The sequence below is a fragment of the Pseudomonas sp. NBRC 111140 genome (genome assembly GCF_001320885.1).
In the GTDB taxonomy this organism is placed as follows: Bacteria; Pseudomonadota; Gammaproteobacteria; order Pseudomonadales; family Pseudomonadaceae; genus Aquipseudomonas; species Aquipseudomonas putida_P.
The window spans coordinates 14,669-32,639 of record NZ_BCBQ01000080.1 but is presented as its reverse complement, the minus strand read 5'-3'; the positions used below and the strand labels follow the sequence as shown (position 1 = coordinate 32,639).

Here is a 17,971-nt window from a genome sequence, read left to right as displayed (position 1 = left end):
ACGGTCAAGCTGTCGTGGTTGGCCATGTCCAGGTCGACATTGATCTCATAGGGGGCCTTGAGGTCACGCAGGCGGAAATACCAGGCATCGCGCCAGGTGCCCGGCTCGACATGTTTGAGTACGCCCTTGGCCTGGTAATAGGTCAGCGTGCGGTCGGACACGAAAAATGAGGTGAAGGTGTCCTGCTTGCCCATGACTTCGCCCAGGTAGCGGGTCATGCGCCCGGTATCCTGCTCGCCGGACAGCACCCAGTCGCGCAGGAAGGTGTCCTGGGCCATCATCGAGGCAATCAGCACCGGGCGAATCAGGTCTTTCTGGATTTCCGAGTAGACCGTGTCGGAGGTCAGTGGCAATTCGGTATTGACGATGCCGTCGCGGATGGCGCTGCGCGAGGCGAAGTAGCTGAGCAGTGAAGTGGCGAGGAAGCCGCAGGCAAGCAGCAGCAACAGGGTAAAGATCAGCGAGCGCTGCGAGAACAGAGCGGAACGTAATGGCATGATCTTCCCGTGATGTGTGCCCAGCCGCCCATTCTAGTGAGATGACCGGCAAATGACTGCAAGTTTTTCAGGGGTATTGCACCTGTATCAAATTGTTGCAGAAATGGCACTGCACCTTGGCGCCACTGTCTTATTCAGTGTCGATGAACGCATTTCGCATCGACGCTCGCCAGCGCCGCTGTTCGGGCACTCCAGCGGTCCAGGAGGCCGCCATGTCCTATCGAATTCTGTTGATCGCCCTGCTGGGGCTGATGACTTCTGCCTGCGCCCCTTATTACGAGCGCGGGGGCTATTACCGTTCGGACTACTACTCCACCGATCGCTATGTAGCGCCGGGGTATTACCGCTACGACCGCTACTACGTGACGCCACAGCCGCGCTACTACTACCAGCCGGCACCACGTTATTACTATCGGACGGCACCGGCGCCTTATTATCGACCGCATCCGCAGCCAGGGATGAACCAGTGGCACGGTAACCCGCGTTATGACTATGGCAACCGCCAGCGGCAAGACTACGGTCAGGACCGCGATCGCCATGACTATCGCAATAACAGCCAGCGTTACCAGCATGGCGACTGGCACTCCAATGGGCAGAGAAATGACGGCGGGCGCTGGGAGGGTCAGCGGGGGCAGGGCCGGGGAGGAAACTGGCAGCGGTAGGTAAATCGAAGCGGGGGCGCCTAGCGCCCCTGTCGCGACACAAGGCTATGCCAGGTCTGCCAACGGGTGCCGCCCCTCCCACGCCTTGGCAAAATGCGCCTCGACCACCGCTGCCGGCACCTGCGCCACATCCGGCCAGTGCCAGCGCGGCTGGTTGTCCTTGTCCAGCAGGCGGGCGCGCACGCCTTCGCTGAATTCAGGGTGGCGGCAACAGTTCAGGCTCATGCGGTATTCCATCTGGAACACTTGCGCCAACGACAGGTACCGCGCCCGGCGGATCTGCTCCCACACCAGGTGTGCCGTCAGCGGGCAGCCTTCGTGCAGGCGTTGGCCGGCAGTTGCCAGCAAGGGGTCGTCATGCTGCTTGAGCCTTTCCAGCGCACACCAGGCCGAGGCCGCATCGGGCACGTCGAGCAACTGATCGATCTCCTGCCGTCGCGGCAGCCACTGGGCCTCTGGCAGCTCGGCGCAAGCTCGATGCTGCTCGGCCTTGAGCAGGCTGTACAGTTGCACGGCAGTCTGTTCTTGCCAGTTAAGTTGCAGTAATTCCTCGATCAGGGCTTCCTGCTGGTGCTCACCCAAAAAACGGTCGGCCAGGCCCAGATCCAGGGCGTCGCGCGCATTGATCGGCGCACCGGTCAGGCCGAGGAACAAGCCCAGCTTGCCTGGCAGCCGGGCCAGGAACCAGCTGGCACCGACGTCCGGGTACAGGCCGATGCTGATTTCCGGCATGGCCAAGCGGCTACTGGGTGTGACGATACGCACATTGGCGCCCTGCAGCAGCCCCATGCCACCGCCCAGCACATGCCCATGGCCCCAGCACAGCAATGGTTTGGGGTAGGTGTGCAGGGCAAAGTCCAAGCGGTATTCTGCGGCGAAGAAAGAGGCCGCCAGCGGTGGCACGCTGCCGGGGTGGTCGCGGCAGGCTTGCACCAGCGCCCGTACATCGCCACCCGCGCAAAAGGCTTTGGCACCGTTGCCGCGCAGCAGCACGCAGACGACGCCCGGGTCGCGGGCCCAGGCATGCAGTTGTTCGCCCAGTACTTCGATCATCGGCAGGTTCAGGGCATTGAGCGCCTTGGGCGCATCCAGGGTGGCAATGCCGATGCGGGCGCCATCGACGCCGGTAAGTACCTCGCAATGAATGGCCATGGACTACCTCTCGCAAGTCATCGCTCAAGTATGGCTGGCCTGGCCGATCATGCCGGTCGTCGGTCGGATCGTTTGACAAGCGGGAAGGGCTTACCTAGTGTCGCGCCATTGTTTACGGAAGGCCCCATGACTGACGACGATCGCATCAAACTCGAACCCGGCTGGAAGGCCGCATTGCGCGGCGAATTCGACCAACCCTACATGCATCAGCTGCGCGAGTTCTTGCGGGGTGAGTATGCTGCCGGCAAGGAGATCTACCCACCAGGGCCGCTGATCTTCAACGCGCTCAACTCGACGCCGCTGGACCAGGTGAAGGTGGTGATCCTCGGTCAGGACCCTTACCACGGGCCGGGCCAGGCACATGGCTTGTGCTTCTCGGTGCAACCGGGCGTGGCCACGCCACCGTCGCTGGTCAATATCTACAAAGAGCTGCAGCGCGACCTGAACATCCCGATTGCCAGCCACGGCTACCTGCAGAGCTGGGCTGAGCAGGGCGTGCTGCTGCTCAACACCACCATGACCGTGGAGCGTGCCAATGCGGCATCGCATGCCAAGAAGGGGTGGGAGTTCTTCACCGATCGCGTCATTCAGGTGGTCAGCGAGCAGTGCCCGAATGTCGTGTTCCTGCTGTGGGGCGCGCATGCGCAGAGCAAGCAGAAGCTGATCGACGGGACCAAGCACCTGGTGCTGAAGTCGGTGCATCCTTCGCCGTTGTCGGCTTACCGTGGGTTCCTCGGCTGTGGGCATTTCAGCCGGACCAACAGCTTCCTCGAACAACGGGGCATGGCGCCGATCAACTGGGCATTGCCACCGCTGTGATCACCTGAACTACCGCGTTGCTTTCTGAGCGGGCAAGCCCGCACAGAAGGCAACGTGATTAGTGCGGGTTCGCATTCCACAAGCGGAACAAAGGCTCCGCCAGAAACAGCACGAACAGCAAGCGCATCACCTGCAGTGCCGTCACCAAAGGCACCGACAACTGCAGTGTCTCCGCCGTCAGGCTCATCTCGGCAATCCCACCCGGCATCATCCCCAGTGTCAGCGAACGCAAGTCCAGCGCAGTCATCACGCTCAGCACCCATGCGGCGCTGGCGGCAATCGCCATGCACAATGCCGTGGCCACCAGGGTGCGCCCGAGGAACGACGGTGCGCGGCGGAAGAACGCGCGGTTGAAGTGACAGGCCAGGCCACTGCCTATCAGCCACTGGCCGATTTGGCTGGCGCCATTGGGCAGGGCGATCTGCAGGTTACCGGCCAGGCTGACCGTGGCCGCCACCAGCAATGGCCCGAACAGCCACGGGTTAGGCTGGCGCAAACGCTGCCAGAGCAACGCAACGGCAACGCCCAGCGGGGCAATCAAGGCCAACCAACCCCAGCTCACGCTACCGGTGTGGTTCAGCGGCACCCCGTCACCCAGCAAAAACTTGAACAGCGCAGGCACGCACAGCACCACAGCCAGCACGCGCAAGCTCTGCGCTGCCGCGACCTGGCTGAGCACCGCACCATTGCGCGCGCCAAGGTTGACCATCTCCCCCGAACCGCCGGGCATGCTGGCGAAGAACGCCGTGGCGCGGTCTTCGCCGGTTCGCCGCAGCAGCCATACGCTGATCACACTGGACAGGGTGGTGAACAACGCGCCGAAAAAGATCAGCGCGAAATGACTGGCCACCTGCTCGATCACCGCCGGCGTGAAATGCAGGCCAATGCCGATACCGATGATCCACTGTCCGCACTTGCGGCCATTGGGTATTTCCGACAGCTGCCAGGGGGTCAGGCAGCGCACCAGGATGATCGCCAGCAATGAGCCGACCATCCACGGCAAAGGCCAGCCGACCTTGCTGGCGGCAAAACCGCCAGCAAGGCCGACCAGCCCGGTCGCGACAAACAACGGCAACGAACGATCAGGCATCAGCCAGGGCCCGGCGCTGCTGGCTACGTTTGCGCCAGATGCGCAGCAGCGGCAGGGCAAACATGACCATGACCAGTGCCCAGACGCCCATGCTGATCGGGCTCGACCAGAGGATGCCCAGTTCACCGTTGGAGATCGACAGCGCCCGGCGCAGGTTCTGCTCCATCAACCCGCCGAGGATGAAACCGAGCAGGATTGGCGACAGCGGGAAGTCCAGCTTGCGCAGGATGTAACCCATGATGCCGATACCGACCATCAGGAACAGGTCGAAGGTGGTGGCATGCACGGCATACACGCCGATCGCGGTGATGATGGCGATTACCGGCACCAGCGCCCAGTTCGGCACGGCGAGGATGCGGGTAAAGATGCGGATCATCGGGATGTTGAGGATCACCAGCATGATGTTGGCGATGAACAGCGAGGCGATCAGGCCCCAGACGATGTCCGGCTGCTGTTCGAACAGCAGTGGGCCGGGGGTGATGTTGTACAGGGTCAGGGCGCCGATCATCACGGCGGTGGTGCCGGAACCTGGTACACCCAGGGTCAGCATCGGTACCAGGGCGCCACAGCAGGACGCACCAATGGCGGTTTCCGGCGCGGCCAGGCCACGGGCATCGCCCTTGCCAAACTTGCCGCTTTCACCCGCCAGGCGCTTCTCGGTCATGTAGGCCACGGCGCTGGCCAACGTCGCGCCGGCGCCCGGCAGCACGCCCATGATGAAACCGAGCAGGCCGCAACGGATGTTGACCACGAACACCGAGGCCGCTTCCTTGAAGTTGAACAGCATGCGGCCGGTAGCCTTGACCGCCTGGTGGCCATGGTGGGTCTTTTCCAGCAGCAGGAGGATTTCGCTGATGGAGAACAGACCCAGCACCAGGACCACGAACTGAATACCGTCGGCCAGGTGCACGCTGTCACCGGTGAAGCGGTACACGCCGCTGTTGGCGTCGATACCGACCGCCGACAGGAACAGGCCGATCAGTGCGGCAATGAAAGTTTTCAGGGGTTTGTCACCGGCCATGCCGCCAAGCGCGACAATGGCGAAGACCATCAGCACGAAGTACTCCGCCGGGCCGAAGGCGATGGCCCATTTCGCCAGCAGCGGGGCGAATAGCACCATGCCGCAGGTGGCGATGAAGGCGCCGATGAACGAACTCCAGGCCGACAGCGACAGGGCCACGACGGCCAGGCCCTGGCGGGCCATCGGGTAACCGTCGAGGGTGGTCATCACGGTCGAGGCTTCGCCCGGGATATTCAGCAGGATCGAGCTGATGCGCCCGCCGTATTCACAGCCCAGGTACACCGCGGCCAGCAGGATCAGTGCCGACTCTGGCGGCAGGCCGAGGGCAAAGGCGATGGGGATCAGCAGGGCCACGCCGTTGATTGGCCCCAGGCCCGGCAACAGGCCGACCACGGTACCGATCAGGGTGCCGGAGAGGGCGGTGACCAGGTTGTAGGGGGTCAGGGCAACGCCGAAGCCCTGGCCCAGGTAGCTCAAGGTATCCATGTGTCAGTTCTCCAGTACGCTCAGCAGGCCAAGGGGCAGGGGCACATCCATCACGCGGTCGAACAGCCAGTAGAGGAAGACGCTCATGCCGACCACCACGATGGCGCTGTACAGCCAGCGGCCGCCATACAGGCGGGCCATGGGCAGGCCAACGAGGATGGCGCTGAGGATGAAGCCCAGGGTCTCGAAGGTGGCGGCGAAGACGATCAGCAGGCCTACGCAGGCGGCGATCTTGGTCAGGGTCTCGCGGTCCAGCTCCGGCTCGTCGTCCTTGCGCACGATGGGGGTGGGGCGGAACACCAGATACAGCAGGCCCAGGCTCATCAGGCCGAGCATCAGCAGCGGGTAGGCGCGCGGGCCTACCGGTTCATAGGAAAACGCTGCCTGGTAGGGCCAGGCCATCACGGCCAGGGCGGCGCACACCGCCAGCAGGGCCAGGGCGAAGATGCGTTGCAGGATCATTGGGGAATCCTCGTTGGGATTGCTCAAGTGAGATGCAAATCCTGTGGGAGCGGCCTTGCGTCGCGATCGGGCGCGAAGCGGCCGCAAAACCTGCCACTGCGATGTGTCCGAAGCATTGCATCGGCTGTGCGGCCCATCGCGACACTAGGCCGCTCCCACAGGGGTGGTGGTGAGTCCGACAGGCTTACTGAATCAGGCCAAATTCCTTGGCCAGTGCCTTGTAGTCGGCCACTTGCTTTTTCACATAGCCGTCCAGCTCTTCACCGGTCATGGCGAACGGGAACAGCTCACGTTGATCACGCAGCTGGGCGAAGTCTTCCGAGGCCAGCATCTTGTCGAACGAAGCCTTCCACCAGGCGTAGTCTTCGTCGCTCACTTTCGGCCCCAGGTAGAAGCCGCGCACCACCGGCCAGACGATGTCGTAGCCTTGCTCCTTGGCGGTAGGGATGTTTTTCATTTCCGGCTCGTCCAGGCGGTTTTCCGAGAACACCGCGAGGATGCGCATGTTGCCGCTTTGGATGTGCGGCATGGAGTCGGAGATGTCGGTAGAGCCGACCTGGATATGGCCGCCCAGCAGCGCCGTGGCAATTTCGCCACCGCCTTCCAGGGCCACGTAGCGCAGGTCACGCGGGTTGATGCCGGCGGCCTTGGCGATAAGCGCAGTCTGCATCCAGTCCTGGCTGCCGACCGTACCGCCCGAGCCGATCACCACCTTGCTTGGGTCTTTCTTCAGTGCCGCGACCAGGTCATCGAGGGTTTTGTAAGGCGAATCGCTTTTCACCGCAATGGCACCGTAGCTGGTGCCGACAGCAGCCAACCATTTCACCGCGTTTTCGTCGAAGCGGCCGAACTTGCCTTGGGCCAGGTTCAGCAGCGAGCCGCTGGACCAGGCCACCAAAGTGCCGGCGTCGGCTGGGCGCTGGGCGACCACGGCGTTGTAGGCCACCGCGCCGACACCGCCGGGCATGTAGGTGACGCGCATGGGCTTGCTGAGGATCTTTTCCTGCACCAGGGCGCTTTGCACCAGTTTGCAGGTCAGGTCGAAGCCTCCGCCGGGTGAGGCGGGGGCGATGCATTCGGGGCGTTTGGGTTCTGCAGCGAGGGCGTTGCCGGCCAACAGCAGGCAGCCGGTTGCGAGGACGAGGCGGCGCAGTGAAAAGGTCATCGTCTATCTCCGTGAGCGTTGTTGTTATTGGATTACCGCTATGGGGTTACCACAGCGCCACGCTGTAGCTGACCAACAGCCTCACTTCGTCGGCGTCGCGGGCGAAGTTGGAGCGGAAGGTGGCGTTGCGCAGGCGCACGGCGACGTTCTTCAACGGGCCGCTTTGTACCACGTACTTAAGTTCCGTGTTGCGTTCCCACTCTTTGCCTTCACCGCCGGCCGCACGGCTGACGTTGTCACCGCTGATGTAGCGGGTCATGAAGGTCAGGCCGGGCACGCCGAGCGCGGCGAAGTTGTAGTCGTAGCGCGCCTGCCAGGAGCGTTCGTCGGCACCGGCGAAGTCGTTGATCTGGACGAAGTTGACCAGGTACGGGTCGGCGCCATCGACATAGGGGAAGGCGCTGTCGCCAGACAGTTGCTGCCAGGCGGCGCTGACCTTGTGCCCGCCCAGGGCGTAGCTGAGCATGCCGTTGAAGGTGGTGTTGTCGATGTTGCCGGCCTTGGCGGCGCCGGCGTCGTCGCTCACCGCCAGGCGCAGGTCGGCGCCCAAGGTGCCTGGGCCCCATGGCTGGGTGGCGACCATGCCGATGAAGTGCTGGCGGTAGATATCGTCGAGCTGGGCGAAGTGGTAGCTGCCGGTGATACGGTCGGTGAACTGGTAGTCGAGCCCGCCCAGGGCCAGGTTGTCGGCGCTGAAGGTGCCACCGAAGCGGCCGTTCTTGTTGTTCAGCGCCAAGTCTTCCCAGTTGGTGTCGTTGCGGTCCTTGGCCTTGTCCAGGCGGCCACCGGTGAAGGTCAGGCCCTTGATCTCCTTGGAAGTAAGCAGGCCGCCCTCGAAGGTTTGCGGCAGGATACGCCCGTCGTTGGGCTGCAGCGTTGGCAGCTCGGGGATCAGGGTGCCGATCTTGAGCTCGGTCTGGGAGATCTTCACCTTGCCGGTCAGGCCCAGCTTGGAATACTCATCGGCAGCCTTGCCGTCATCGTGGGTCGGCAGCAGGCCAGTGTCGGTACGGTCGGGGCTGGAGTCGAGCTTGATGCCGAGCATGCCCAATGCGTCCAGGCCAAAGCCCACGGTGCCATCGGTGTAGCCGGACTCGAAGTTGAGGATGAAGCCCTGGGCCCATTCGTCGCGCTTGGACTGCTGCGCGCTGGTGCCGTCGCGGAAGTCGCGGTTGAAGTACATGTTGCGGGTTTCGAAGGTGGCCGTGCTGTCTTCGAAGAAGGCGGCCTGGCTCATCGGGGCGACACCGGCAAGCGCGAGGGCGCTGGCGATGGCAGAGGGGCGTGCGGCAAAGGAACGGGTAGGCGCGAACGCCTGCGGCTGCGATGACAGCATCGTCGATGACTCCGTTTATTGTTCTTATTCGTTGCACCTTGCTGGTGCTTTTTTCGGCGCGAAGGGCGACCGTGGTGCGATGCTAGGCAACGAACCTTTCGCTAACCTTTCAGCGAGAAAGGTTTGTTACAAGGGGCTTCACAGGCGGGGTGACAGCGGTACACTCCGCGCCACTGCCCCACCCGAGCAGGGAGAATCCGATGCGTGTACTGCTGGTCGAAGACCACCTGCAACTGGCCGAAAGCGTGGCCCTGGCCTTGAAAAGCCACGGCCTGACCGTGGATGTGCTGCATGACGGCGTGGCTGCCGACCTGGCCCTGGCCAGCGAGGAATACGCTGTGGCCGTGCTGGATGTCGGCTTGCCGCGCATGGACGGCTTCGAGGTGCTGGCGCGTCTGCGCGGCCGTGGCAAGACCTTGCCAGTGCTGATGCTGACCGCGCGCAGCGACGTCAAGGACCGTGTTCATGGCCTGAACCTTGGCGCCGACGATTACCTGGCCAAGCCGTTCGAGCTCACTGAGCTGGAAGCAAGGGTCAAGGCCTTGCTGCGCCGCAGCGTGCTCGGTGGCGAGCGCCAGCAGCGTTGCGGGCCGCTGGTCTATGACCTGGACACCCGGCGCTTTACCCTCGGTGCAGATAACCTGACCCTCACCTCGCGCGAGCAAAGCGTGCTGGAAGCGCTGATCGCCCGGCCGGGCCGGGTGATGAGCAAGGAGCAACTGGCTGCCCAGGTGTTCGGCCTGGACGAAGAGGCCAGCCCCGACGCCATCGAAATCTACATCCACCGGCTGCGCAAGAAGCTCGACGGCCACCCGGTGGCTATCGTTACTTTCCGTGGCCTTGGCTACCTGCTCGAGCACCGCGATGCGTGACAACGGTAGCCTGCGCGGGCGCTTGCTGGGCAACCTGGCGTTGCTGCTGGTGGTACTGATGCTGGCCAGCGGCCTGAGTGCCTACTGGAACGGCCGCGAAGCCGCCGACACCGCCTACGACCGCACCTTGCTGGCCTCGGCACGAACCATCGCCGCAGGCCTGTCGCAACGCGATGGCTCGTTGAGCGCGGATGTGCCCTACGTAGCCTTGGACACATTCGCCTACGACAGTGCCGGACGCATTTACTACCAGGTACTGGACATCAAGCAGCGGCTGATTTCCGGCTACGAGAACCTTCCGCCGCCACCGCCCGGCACGCCGCGCACCGACGACTACCCGGCCTTGGCGCGGTTCTACAACGCCACTTACCTGGGCCAGGACGTGCGCGTGGTGAGCCTGCTGAAGCCGGTAAGCGAGCCGAACATGAACGGCATGGCGGAAATCCGCGTGGCCGAAACCGAGGAAGCGCGGGTGCGCATGGCCCGTGGATTGATGGCCGATACCCTGCTGCGCCTGGGCATGCTGGCGTTGGCTGCGCTGGTGATGGTGTGGTTTGCCGTGAGTGCCGCCTTGCGGCCGTTGGAGCGCCTGCGCACAGCGGTAGAAGAGCGCCAGCCTGACGACTTGCGGGCCTTGCCGGTGGTGCAGGTGCAGCGCGAGCTGAGCCCGCTGGTGCGGGCCTTGAACCACTTTACCGAGCGCTTGCGTGGCCAGTTCGAGCGCCAGGCGCAGTTCATTGCCGACGCCGCCCACGAACTGCGTACGCCGCTGGCAGCGCTGAAGGCGCGGGTCGAGTTGGGTTTGCGCTCGTCCGAGCCGCAGGAGTGGCGACAGACCTTGGAGTCAGCGGCCCAGGGCACCGACAGGTTGACCCATCTGGCCAACCAGCTGCTGTCGTTGGCGCGGGTCGAGAATGGCGCACGGGCAATTGCCGAAGGTGGCGCGCAACGCCTGGACCTGAGCCAGTTGGCGCGCGAGCTGGGCATGGCCATGGCGCCCCTGGCGCACAAACGTGGAGTGGCGCTGGCGCTGGAAGCCGAGGCACCCGTGTGGCTCAAGGGTGAGCCGACACTGTTGAACGAGCTGTTGAGCAACCTGGTGGACAACGCCTTGGCGCATACGCCAGCGGGTGGCAACGTGATTTTGCGGGTCGTTGCGCCGGCGGTGCTGGAAGTGGAGGACGACGGGCCCGGTATTCCCGAGGCTGAGCGCGAGCGGGTGTTCGAGCGGTTCTACCGCCGCAGTGCCCAGGGCAGTGGGCTTGGGTTGGCGATTGTTGGCGAAATCTGCCGGGCGCATCTGGCGCAGGTGAGCCTGCATGATGGCTTGAAGGGCGGGTTGCGGGTGCGGGTAAGTTTTATCGCAGATTGATGGCCCTGCCAGGGCTTCGCACCGGTCAGCGCAACATGCTCCGCGCCTCAAGCAGTTCGTCCACCTCCAGCTCGGTGCCAAACGGCAGCCCCAGATGGCGGTACGCCGGCAGTGCCGCCAACGGCCGGTGGCGGCCGCGCTGGCTGATGCAGCGGGCGATCTGCACGATGTCGATGTAGTCGATCTTGTCGGTCTGCCGGTCCAGGTCCTGAACCTGGCTCGGCAGGTTGACAAGTTGTTCCGGAAACTCCCAAGCCTTGAGGATCTTGTCCCCCAGCACCGGCTGAATCTGCTCGATCACGTAATGCAGGCAAACCGGGTCGGACAACAGCTCGTTGTGTTCTTCGGCATAGATCAGTACCGGCAGTGCGCCAATCTGGTTGACCAGGCCGCCCAAGGTCGCCTGGTCGGGCTTGAGTTGCGTGTATCGGCGGCACACTTCGTAGCTGATGCCCGCCACCTCCAGGCTGTTAGCCCATATGTCTCGCAGCTTTTGCTCAACCGCCGGCGAGCGGGCATGGAAAATCTGCTCGATCACCAGGCCGATGGCCAGGTTGCAGCTGTAGTTGATGCCCAGCCGTGTGATGGCGGTGTGCAGGTCGGTAACCTCGACCGCCGCGCGCAGCAGCGGGCTGTTGACGACCTTGATCAGGCGCGCTGAAAGGGCCGCGTCACGACCGATCACCTTGCTCAGGGCCGCTACGCTGATCTCGCTGTCTTCCGCTGCCTCGCGGATGCTCAAGGCAACCTCGGGCAGGGTGGGCAGGACCAGGTCATCCTTTTCGATGGCGTCGAGCAATTGTGCTTGAACCATCTCGGCCAGCTTGTTCATGGGCATGTCTACCGCAGTGGTGGTGCGGCCCCGCCACAGGGACGGGGCAGGCTGGTCAGCGTTGGATTTCCCGGTCGCGGTCCAGTTCGTAAGGCAGGGTCAGCACTTGCAGGCGCGGGCCTTCGAGGCTGCCCAGGTGCAGGTTGTCGTCTGCCACCGCATCGGCGCTGAGCACCGCGAGCAGTTCGCAGCCCGGACCGTTGCTGGCCGCAATGACCACTTCACCGACCGACGAACCATGGGTGGGCGAGAAAATCTCGGCACCCGGGGCCGGAATGGCCTGCTGGTCCAGTGCCAGGCGGTACTGACGGCGTTTGAGCTTGCCCAGGTACTGCATGCGGGCGACGATTTCCTGGCCGGTGTAGCAGCCTTTCTTGAAGCTGACGCCATCGACAGCCTGCAGGTTGATCATCTGTGGGATGAACAGTTCACGGGTCTGCCCCATGACCTGGCCGATACCGGCGCGAATCTGCCCCAGCAGCCAATCGTTGACACTGCCCTCGGGCAGGGCTGCGGCGAGGGCCTGGCGTACAGGCTCGGCGTCGGCCGCCGGTACCCACAGCTCCACGCGGCCAGCGGATACCGCAACAGCGATCAGCCCGGCATGGCGCACAGTACTGCCGGCGGCCGCGGGCACATCGAGCCCCAGCGCCTGCAGCGCAGCGTCTCCACCCTGCAGGCCGAAGCGTGCCCAGGCGCTGCTTTCGTCGGTCAGCGTGGCCTTGGAGAACACAGCGTACTTCTTAAGGTCCGCCAGTTGTGCGTCGAGCAGTTCGCTGGCCATGGCCAGCAGGTAGCCGTTGCCTTCAGGCACGATGCGGAAGCTCGACTGCATGCGCCCCTTGACCATGCAGCGGGCACCGAGGCTGGCGTGCTCCTGGCTGAGGTAGTTGATATTGCAGGTCAGCTGGCCTTGCAGGAACTTGCCTGCATCGGAGCCGCGGACAGCGAGGATGCCCTCGTGGGACAGGGGGCAGAAGAAAGCGGAATCGGCCATGGGTCATCGCGGTGGCTAAAGACTGGCGGCCATCATAGAACGCCGGTAACAAAATAGGTAGGTGACTAGACCAACGCCCGGTGTCGCCTGGCGCGCCTGGCTGTATACTGGCGGGCCATTCGAGGAGGGCCCCATGGTCGAACAAACTGAACTCAACCGGCTTTTCTGGCACAGCCGCCGCGGCATGCTGGAACTGGACGTGCTGCTGGTGCCTTTCACCCAGGAAGTCTACCCCACCCTCAACGAGACTGATCGTGAGCTTTATGTGCGTCTGTTGAGCTGTGAGGATCAGGACATGTTCGGCTGGTTCATGGAGCGCACCGAGTCGGAAGACCCGGAGCTGCAGCGCATGGTCCGCATCATTCTGGACCGTGTCCAGCCCAAGTGAGTGCTTCGAGTGCCGTTGGCAAGGCTCGCGCCTGCTGCTGACGGCCTACTTGGCCTGCCAGGCAGTGGCGTGGCTTGCCGTGTGGGCGAGCGCGCTGCCTGGGTGGTTGGCTTTTTTTGTTGTCGCTGCCTGTCTTGCCCACGCTAGCTGGGCCATTCCTCGTCGTATCTTGTTGACCCATGAGCATGCCGTTGTCGGCCTGCGGCGTGATGCGCGCGGCTGGCAGGTGTTCAGCCGTGCCTGCGGGTGGCAGCCGGTGCGGCTGTGTCGGGATAGCGTGGCGTTGCCGGGGTTGGTGGTGGTGCGCTTCGAGCGGGCGGGGCGATGGTGGGGGGAGAGCCAGTGCATACCGCGGGATGCGCTGGGGGCTGATGAGCATCGGCGCATGCGGGTGCGGTTGAAGTTCAGTCGGCGGCGCTGGGCTGAGGTGGGAATGGGGCAGGGCTGAGAAGTGTTCGACGTAGCGGGGCAGCGCCTGTGAGATCGAGGGCCGCCCGCGCGGCGCTCGATCTCACAGGCGCTGCAAATGTCAGACCGGACTGAGAACGGTATCCTTGGCCTCGTCCAACATCCCCGGGTAATCCAGGGTGTAATGCAACCCACGGCTCTCCTTGCGCTGCATCGCCGACAAGATCATCAGCTCGGCGACCTGCGCCAGGTTGCGCAATTCGATCAGATCGCGGCTGACCTTGTAGTTGCTGTAGAACTCGTCGATTTCATCCAGCAGCAGCCGAATGCGGTGCTGGGCCCGCTGCAGGCGCTTGCTGGTGCGCACAATACCCACGTAGTCCCACATGAACCGCCGCAATTCGTCCCAGTTGTGCGCAATGATCACGTCTTCGTCCGAGTCGGTGACCTGGCTGGCATCCCAACCGGGCAGCGCTTTGGGCATGGGCACTTGCTCCAGATTTGCCTGGATGTCAGCGGCGGCAGCGCGGCCATAGACGAAGCATTCCAGCAGCGAGTTGCTCGCCATGCGGTTGGCGCCGTGAAGGCCGGTGAAGCTGGTTTCACCGATGGCATACAAACCTGGCACGTCGGTATGGCCGCGGTCGTCGACCATCACCCCGCCGCAGGTGTAGTGCGCAGCAGGTACCACCGGGATGGGCTGACGAGTGATGTCGATGCCAAAGGCCAGGCAGCGCTCGTATACGGTAGGGAAGTGGCTCTTGATGAAATCGGCTGGCTTGTGAGTGATGTCCAGGTAGACGCAGTCCACGCCCAGGCGCTTCATTTCGTGGTCGATGGCGCGGGCCACGATGTCGCGGGGGGCCAGCTCTTCGCGTGGGTCGAAGCGTGGCATGAAGCGTTCGCCGTTGGGCAGGCGCAACAGGGCGCCCTCGCCGCGCAGGGCTTCGGTGACCAGGAAGCTCTTGGCCTGTGGGTGGTACAGGCAGGTCGGGTGGAACTGGTTGAATTCCAGGTTCGCCACCCGACAACCGGCTCGCCAGGCCATGGCGATGCCGTCGCCACAGGCGCCGTCGGGGTTGCTGGTATAGAGATAGACCTTGGCCGCACCGCCAGTGGCCAGCACGGTGAAGCGCGCACCAAAGGTGTCTACCTCACCGGTGTTGCGGTCGAGCACGTAGGCGCCAAGGCAGCGTTCGCCGGGCAGGCCCAGGCGACGTTCGGTAATCAGGTCGACCGCCACGCGCTGCTCCAGCAGCTGGATATTCGGGCGCTGGCGAGCCTGCTCCAGCAGCGTGGTGAAAATGGCCGCGCCAGTGGCGTCGGCGGCATGGATGATGCGCCGGTGGCTATGGCCGCCTTCACGGGTGAGGTGGAACTCGAAGCCGCCATCATCGACGCTGTAGTGCTCGTCGCGGGTGAAGGGCACGCCTTGCTCGATCAACCACTGGATGGCTTCACGGCTGTGCTCGACGGTAAAACGCACCGCTTCTTCATGGCAAAGGCCGCCGCCAGCATTGAGGGTGTCTTCGACATGCGACTGGACGGTGTCAGTGTTGTCCAGCACCGCCGCGACGCCGCCTTGGGCCCAGAAGGTCGAGCCGTTGGCCAGGTCGCCCTTGCTGAGCACGGCAACGCGCAGGTGGCTGGGGAGGTTAAGTGCCAGGCTGAGACCGGCGGCACCGCTGCCGATCACCAGGACATCATGTTGGAATTGTTGGCTCATGTCGGGACACTAGTAATCTTTGGAAGGGGCGCGGCACAATAGTCACGCGCAGATGGCATTGTGAAACTATCGTTAAACTTGGCCGGGATGCCTTTATAGCAGCCCCGGGTGGCCAATTTCCATGCCACTTGCCAGGTTGCGGCAACCTTTGTGGGAACTTTCCGGCATGGCCGGAAATCCTATGAAGGCTGCCCGTACGCCACAATTTGCCGCGGCGACGCAGGGCGGCAGGCCTGTCCGGGCTGCTCCTGCGTATTCGAAACCTGATTATCGACGTTAGCCGGCCGTGACCGCGCAGCGTCTTCCGTGCAAGCCGACCAAGGGCTGCAGGAAACTTGCTTGGAGGGGAGAACTTTTGCGCAAAGCCCGAGTCTATGGTTGCAAGCCTGAACGATGGCTGTTGCAGCGCTCCTTCGAGTTCACTGAGGAGTGTTCATGCTAACCCAGGAAGAGGATCAGCAGCTTGTCGAGCGCGTTCAGCGCGGCGACAGGCGAGCGTTCGATCTGTTGGTGCTGAAGTATCAGCACAAGATTCTCGGGTTGATCGTGCGGTTCGTTCACGACACCCACGAGGCCCAGGATGTAGCACAGGAAGCCTTTATCAAGGCCTACCGTGCGCTTGGCAACTTTCGCGGCGACAGTGCGTTTTATACGTGGCTGTACCGCATCGCCATCAACACGGCGAAGAACTACCTGGTGTCCCGTGGAAGACGGCCGCCAGACAGCGATGTGAGCTCCGAGGATGCGGAGTTTTACGACGGCGATCATGGTCTCAAGGATCTCGAGTCCCCAGAGCGCTCGTTGTTGCGGGATGAAATCGAAGGCACTGTCCATCGCACCATCCAGCAGCTGCCCGAAGACCTGCGTACGGCATTGACCCTGCGCGAGTTCGACGGACTGAGTTACGAAGACATTGCCAGTGTCATGCAATGTCCGGTGGGTACCGTGCGCTCTCGAATCTTCCGCGCTCGGGAGGCCATAGACAAAGCCCTGCAGCCGTTGTTGCAGGAAACCTGAGACAGCGGCGACAGCCAAGAGAGGAACCGCCATGAGTCGTGAAGCTTTGCAGGAATCGCTGTCCGCGGTGATGGATAACGAAGCGGACGAACTGGAACTGCGTCGGGTGTTGAACGCCGTCGACGATGCCGAAACCCGTGCCACCTGGTCGCGTTACCAGGTCGCCCGTGCAGCCATGCACAAGGAGTTGCTGCTGCCCAACCTGGATATCGCCTCGGCGGTGTCTGCTGCGCTGGCCGACGAAGCCGTGCCCGCCAAGGTCAAGAAAGGCCCGTGGCGCAGCATAGGGCGCCTTGCGGTAGCCGCCTCGGTGACCGTAGCGGTGCTGGCCGGTGTACGCATGTACAACCAGGACGAAATCACGGGTGCCGAGCTGGCTGCCCAGCAACCTGTCCAGCAAGGTCTGAGCGTGCCACAAGCACAGGGCCCGGCTGTTTTGGCAGGCTATAGTGAGAGCAGTGAGCAACCGACCGGGCCAATGGCCAATGGCGTGCTGCAGAACCAGGCCGGCTGGGATCAGCGTCTGCCAGGTTACCTGCGCCAGCATGCCCAGGAATCCGCGCTCAAAGGCACTGAAACGGCATTGCCGTATGCCCGCGCCGCCAGCCTGGAAAACCGTTAAGTAAGGAGGATCATGCGCGCGCTACCTCTCCTGTCGCTGCTGATTGGCAGCTGCATGACGGTGCCAGCATTGGCGGCCAACTCCTCGCCCGAGGCGAGTGAATGGCTGAACAAGCTGGCACAGGCCGAGCAAAAACAGAGCTATCAAGGCTCTTTCGTCTACGAACGCAACGGCAGCTTCTCTTCCCACGATATCTGGCACAGGGTCGAGGACGGCAAGGTCAGCGAGCGGCTGTTGCAGCTCGATGGCGCCGCCCAGGAAATCGTGCGCGTGGATGGCAAGGTGGCGTGTGTCAGCGGGGCCTTGGTCAGCGGTGTTACGACGCCGCCGGATACCGCGCCACGTGTACTTGATCCGCTGAAACTGATGGGCTGGTACGATTTGAGTGTGGCAGGCAAGTCACGGGTCGCCGGGCGCGACGCCGTGATCGTCACGCTCACGCCACGCGACCAGCACCGCTATGCGTTCGAATTGCATCTGGACCGTAACACTGGCCTGCCGCTGCGCTCGTTGATGCTCAACGACAAGGGGCAGTTGCTGGAGCGCTTCCAGATGACTCGCCTCGATACCGACGAATTACCCAGTGATGCTGACCTGCGCCCCAGTGCCGCGTGCAAACCGGTGCAGCATGTGGCGTCCGGCAGCAATGACACGGTCGCCGGCTGGCGTTCGGACTGGTTGCCACCTGGTTTCGAACTGGTCAACAGTTCGGTGCGCCAGGACTCCAAACGCAACAGCTCGGTCAGCAGCCTTATGTATGACGATGGCCTGGCGCGTTTCTCGGTGTTCCTCGAACAAGTGAACGATGATGGCGGTACGGACATGCGCACCCAGCTGGGCCCGACTTCCGCTGTCTCGCGCCGTCTGAACACGCCCAAAGGCAAAGTGATGGTGACCGTGGTTGGCGAAATACCACTGGGTACGGCAGAACGTGTCGCCTTGTCGATGCGCCCACAGGATGCCCAGGCACGTCAGTAATGGCGTGCTTTTGCGGGCCATGCCAAGGCAGGTGGACATACGGCTGAAATGAAATTAAAGCATTGTCAT

At 63.3% G+C, this 17,971-nt stretch carries 18 protein-coding genes and 1 pseudogene; 9 read left to right on the top strand and 10 right to left on the bottom strand.

Translation table 11 applies throughout. The features are described 5' to 3' along the window. Nucleotides 1-497 (bottom strand): annotated as a pseudogene (locus APH42_RS22125) (GGDEF domain-containing protein); the annotation flags it as partial. Between the two features lie 212 nt (nt 498-709). Between APH42_RS22125 and APH42_RS22120 the strand changes: the two are divergent. Beyond that, nucleotides 710-1,159: a hypothetical protein gene (locus tag APH42_RS22120; protein ID WP_060494214.1), complete on the top strand. Its 450-nt coding sequence runs from the start codon at nt 710-712 to the stop codon at nt 1,157-1,159. A 45-nt stretch (nt 1,160-1,204) separates the two neighbouring features. On the opposite strand, the gene APH42_RS22115 is transcribed toward APH42_RS22120, so the two are convergent. Further along, nucleotides 1,205-2,311, bottom strand: a complete 1,107-nt coding sequence (locus tag APH42_RS22115) for an enoyl-CoA hydratase/isomerase family protein (RefSeq protein WP_012273948.1) — start codon at nt 2,309-2,311, stop codon at nt 1,205-1,207. 126 nt (nt 2,312-2,437) lie between these two features. Between APH42_RS22115 and ung the strand changes: the two genes are divergently transcribed. Continuing rightward, nucleotides 2,438-3,130 (top strand): uracil-DNA glycosylase, encoded by a 693-nt coding sequence (gene ung, locus APH42_RS22110; RefSeq protein ID WP_060494213.1) that lies wholly within the window; start codon nt 2,438-2,440, stop codon nt 3,128-3,130. Between the two features lie 58 nt (nt 3,131-3,188). On the opposite strand, the gene APH42_RS22105 is transcribed toward ung, so the two are convergent. From APH42_RS22105 to APH42_RS22085, 5 genes are all read right to left on the bottom strand, one after another. After that, entirely contained in the window at nt 3,189-4,220 is a 1,032-nt protein-coding gene (locus tag APH42_RS22105; protein ID WP_060494212.1) for an AbrB family transcriptional regulator, read from the bottom strand. Beyond that, nucleotides 4,213-5,727 (bottom strand): tripartite tricarboxylate transporter permease, encoded by a 1,515-nt coding sequence (locus APH42_RS22100; RefSeq protein ID WP_060494211.1) that lies wholly within the window; start codon nt 5,725-5,727, stop codon nt 4,213-4,215. The genes APH42_RS22105 and APH42_RS22100 overlap by 8 nt, the downstream gene beginning before the upstream one ends. A 3-nt stretch (nt 5,728-5,730) precedes the next feature. Continuing rightward, nucleotides 5,731-6,189 (bottom strand): tripartite tricarboxylate transporter TctB family protein, encoded by a 459-nt coding sequence (locus tag APH42_RS22095; protein WP_012273944.1) that lies wholly within the window; start codon nt 6,187-6,189, stop codon nt 5,731-5,733. Nucleotides 6,190-6,373: 184 nt separating this feature from the next. Then, nucleotides 6,374-7,354, bottom strand: a complete 981-nt coding sequence (locus APH42_RS22090) for a tripartite tricarboxylate transporter substrate binding protein (RefSeq protein WP_012273943.1) — start codon at nt 7,352-7,354, stop codon at nt 6,374-6,376. Nucleotides 7,355-7,400: 46 nt separating this feature from the next. Further along, the gene (locus APH42_RS22085) at nt 7,401-8,690 is read right to left on the bottom strand and encodes an OprD family porin (protein WP_012273942.1); all 1,290 of its coding nucleotides are present in this window, start codon (nt 8,688-8,690) and stop codon (nt 7,401-7,403) included. Between the two features lie 200 nt (nt 8,691-8,890). Between APH42_RS22085 and APH42_RS22080 the strand changes: the two genes are divergently transcribed. Together APH42_RS22080 and APH42_RS22075 are read left to right on the top strand one after the other, a co-directional pair. Next, entirely contained in the window at nt 8,891-9,562 is a 672-nt protein-coding gene (locus APH42_RS22080) for a response regulator (RefSeq protein WP_012273941.1), read from the top strand. Beyond that, nucleotides 9,555-10,934 (top strand): sensor histidine kinase, encoded by a 1,380-nt coding sequence (locus tag APH42_RS22075; protein ID WP_060494210.1) that lies wholly within the window; start codon nt 9,555-9,557, stop codon nt 10,932-10,934. The genes APH42_RS22080 and APH42_RS22075 overlap by 8 nt, the downstream gene beginning before the upstream one ends. A 25-nt stretch (nt 10,935-10,959) precedes the next feature. Here the strand turns inward: APH42_RS22075 and APH42_RS22070 are convergent, their stop codons facing one another. After that, nucleotides 10,960-11,766, bottom strand: coding sequence for an HDOD domain-containing protein (locus APH42_RS22070; protein ID WP_041166581.1), 807 nt, complete (start codon nt 11,764-11,766; stop codon nt 10,960-10,962). 55 nt (nt 11,767-11,821) lie between these two features. Further along, on the bottom strand, nt 11,822-12,763 hold the full coding sequence (locus APH42_RS22065; protein ID WP_060494209.1) for a folate-binding protein YgfZ: 942 nt from the start codon (nt 12,761-12,763) through the stop codon (nt 11,822-11,824). A 133-nt stretch (nt 12,764-12,896) separates the two neighbouring features. Between APH42_RS22065 and APH42_RS22060 the strand changes: the two genes are divergently transcribed. Both APH42_RS22060 and APH42_RS22055 read left to right on the top strand, forming a co-directional pair. Next, nucleotides 12,897-13,151 carry a succinate dehydrogenase assembly factor 2 gene (locus APH42_RS22060; RefSeq protein ID WP_003252043.1) on the top strand — a complete coding sequence of 85 codons (255 nt, stop codon included), beginning with the start codon at nt 12,897-12,899 and terminating at the stop codon, nt 13,149-13,151. Continuing rightward, nucleotides 13,135-13,599 (top strand): protein YgfX, encoded by a 465-nt coding sequence (locus APH42_RS22055; RefSeq protein ID WP_060494208.1) that lies wholly within the window; start codon nt 13,135-13,137, stop codon nt 13,597-13,599. The genes APH42_RS22060 and APH42_RS22055 overlap by 17 nt, the downstream gene beginning before the upstream one ends. 81 nt (nt 13,600-13,680) lie before the next feature. Here the strand turns inward: APH42_RS22055 and nadB are convergent, their stop codons facing one another. Next, nucleotides 13,681-15,285 (bottom strand): L-aspartate oxidase, encoded by a 1,605-nt coding sequence (nadB, locus tag APH42_RS22050; protein ID WP_060494207.1) that lies wholly within the window; start codon nt 15,283-15,285, stop codon nt 13,681-13,683. A gap of 435 nt (nt 15,286-15,720) precedes the next feature. Between nadB and rpoE the strand changes: the two genes are divergently transcribed. Genes rpoE through APH42_RS22035 form a run of 3 tightly spaced genes read left to right on the top strand, consistent with a single transcriptional unit; the run spans nt 15,721 to nt 17,902 of the window. Beyond that, complete coding sequence (gene rpoE, locus APH42_RS22045) at nt 15,721-16,302, top strand: RNA polymerase sigma factor RpoE (RefSeq protein ID WP_003252049.1); 582 nt, start codon at nt 15,721-15,723, stop codon at nt 16,300-16,302. Between the two features lie 31 nt (nt 16,303-16,333). Continuing rightward, nucleotides 16,334-16,924: a sigma-E factor negative regulatory protein gene (locus APH42_RS22040; RefSeq protein WP_003252050.1), complete on the top strand. Its 591-nt coding sequence runs from the start codon at nt 16,334-16,336 to the stop codon at nt 16,922-16,924. 12 nt (nt 16,925-16,936) lie between these two features. Next, on the top strand, nt 16,937-17,902 hold the full coding sequence (locus tag APH42_RS22035; protein WP_012273931.1) for a MucB/RseB C-terminal domain-containing protein: 966 nt from the start codon (nt 16,937-16,939) through the stop codon (nt 17,900-17,902). The last annotated feature ends 69 nt before the right edge of the window (nt 17,903-17,971 follow it).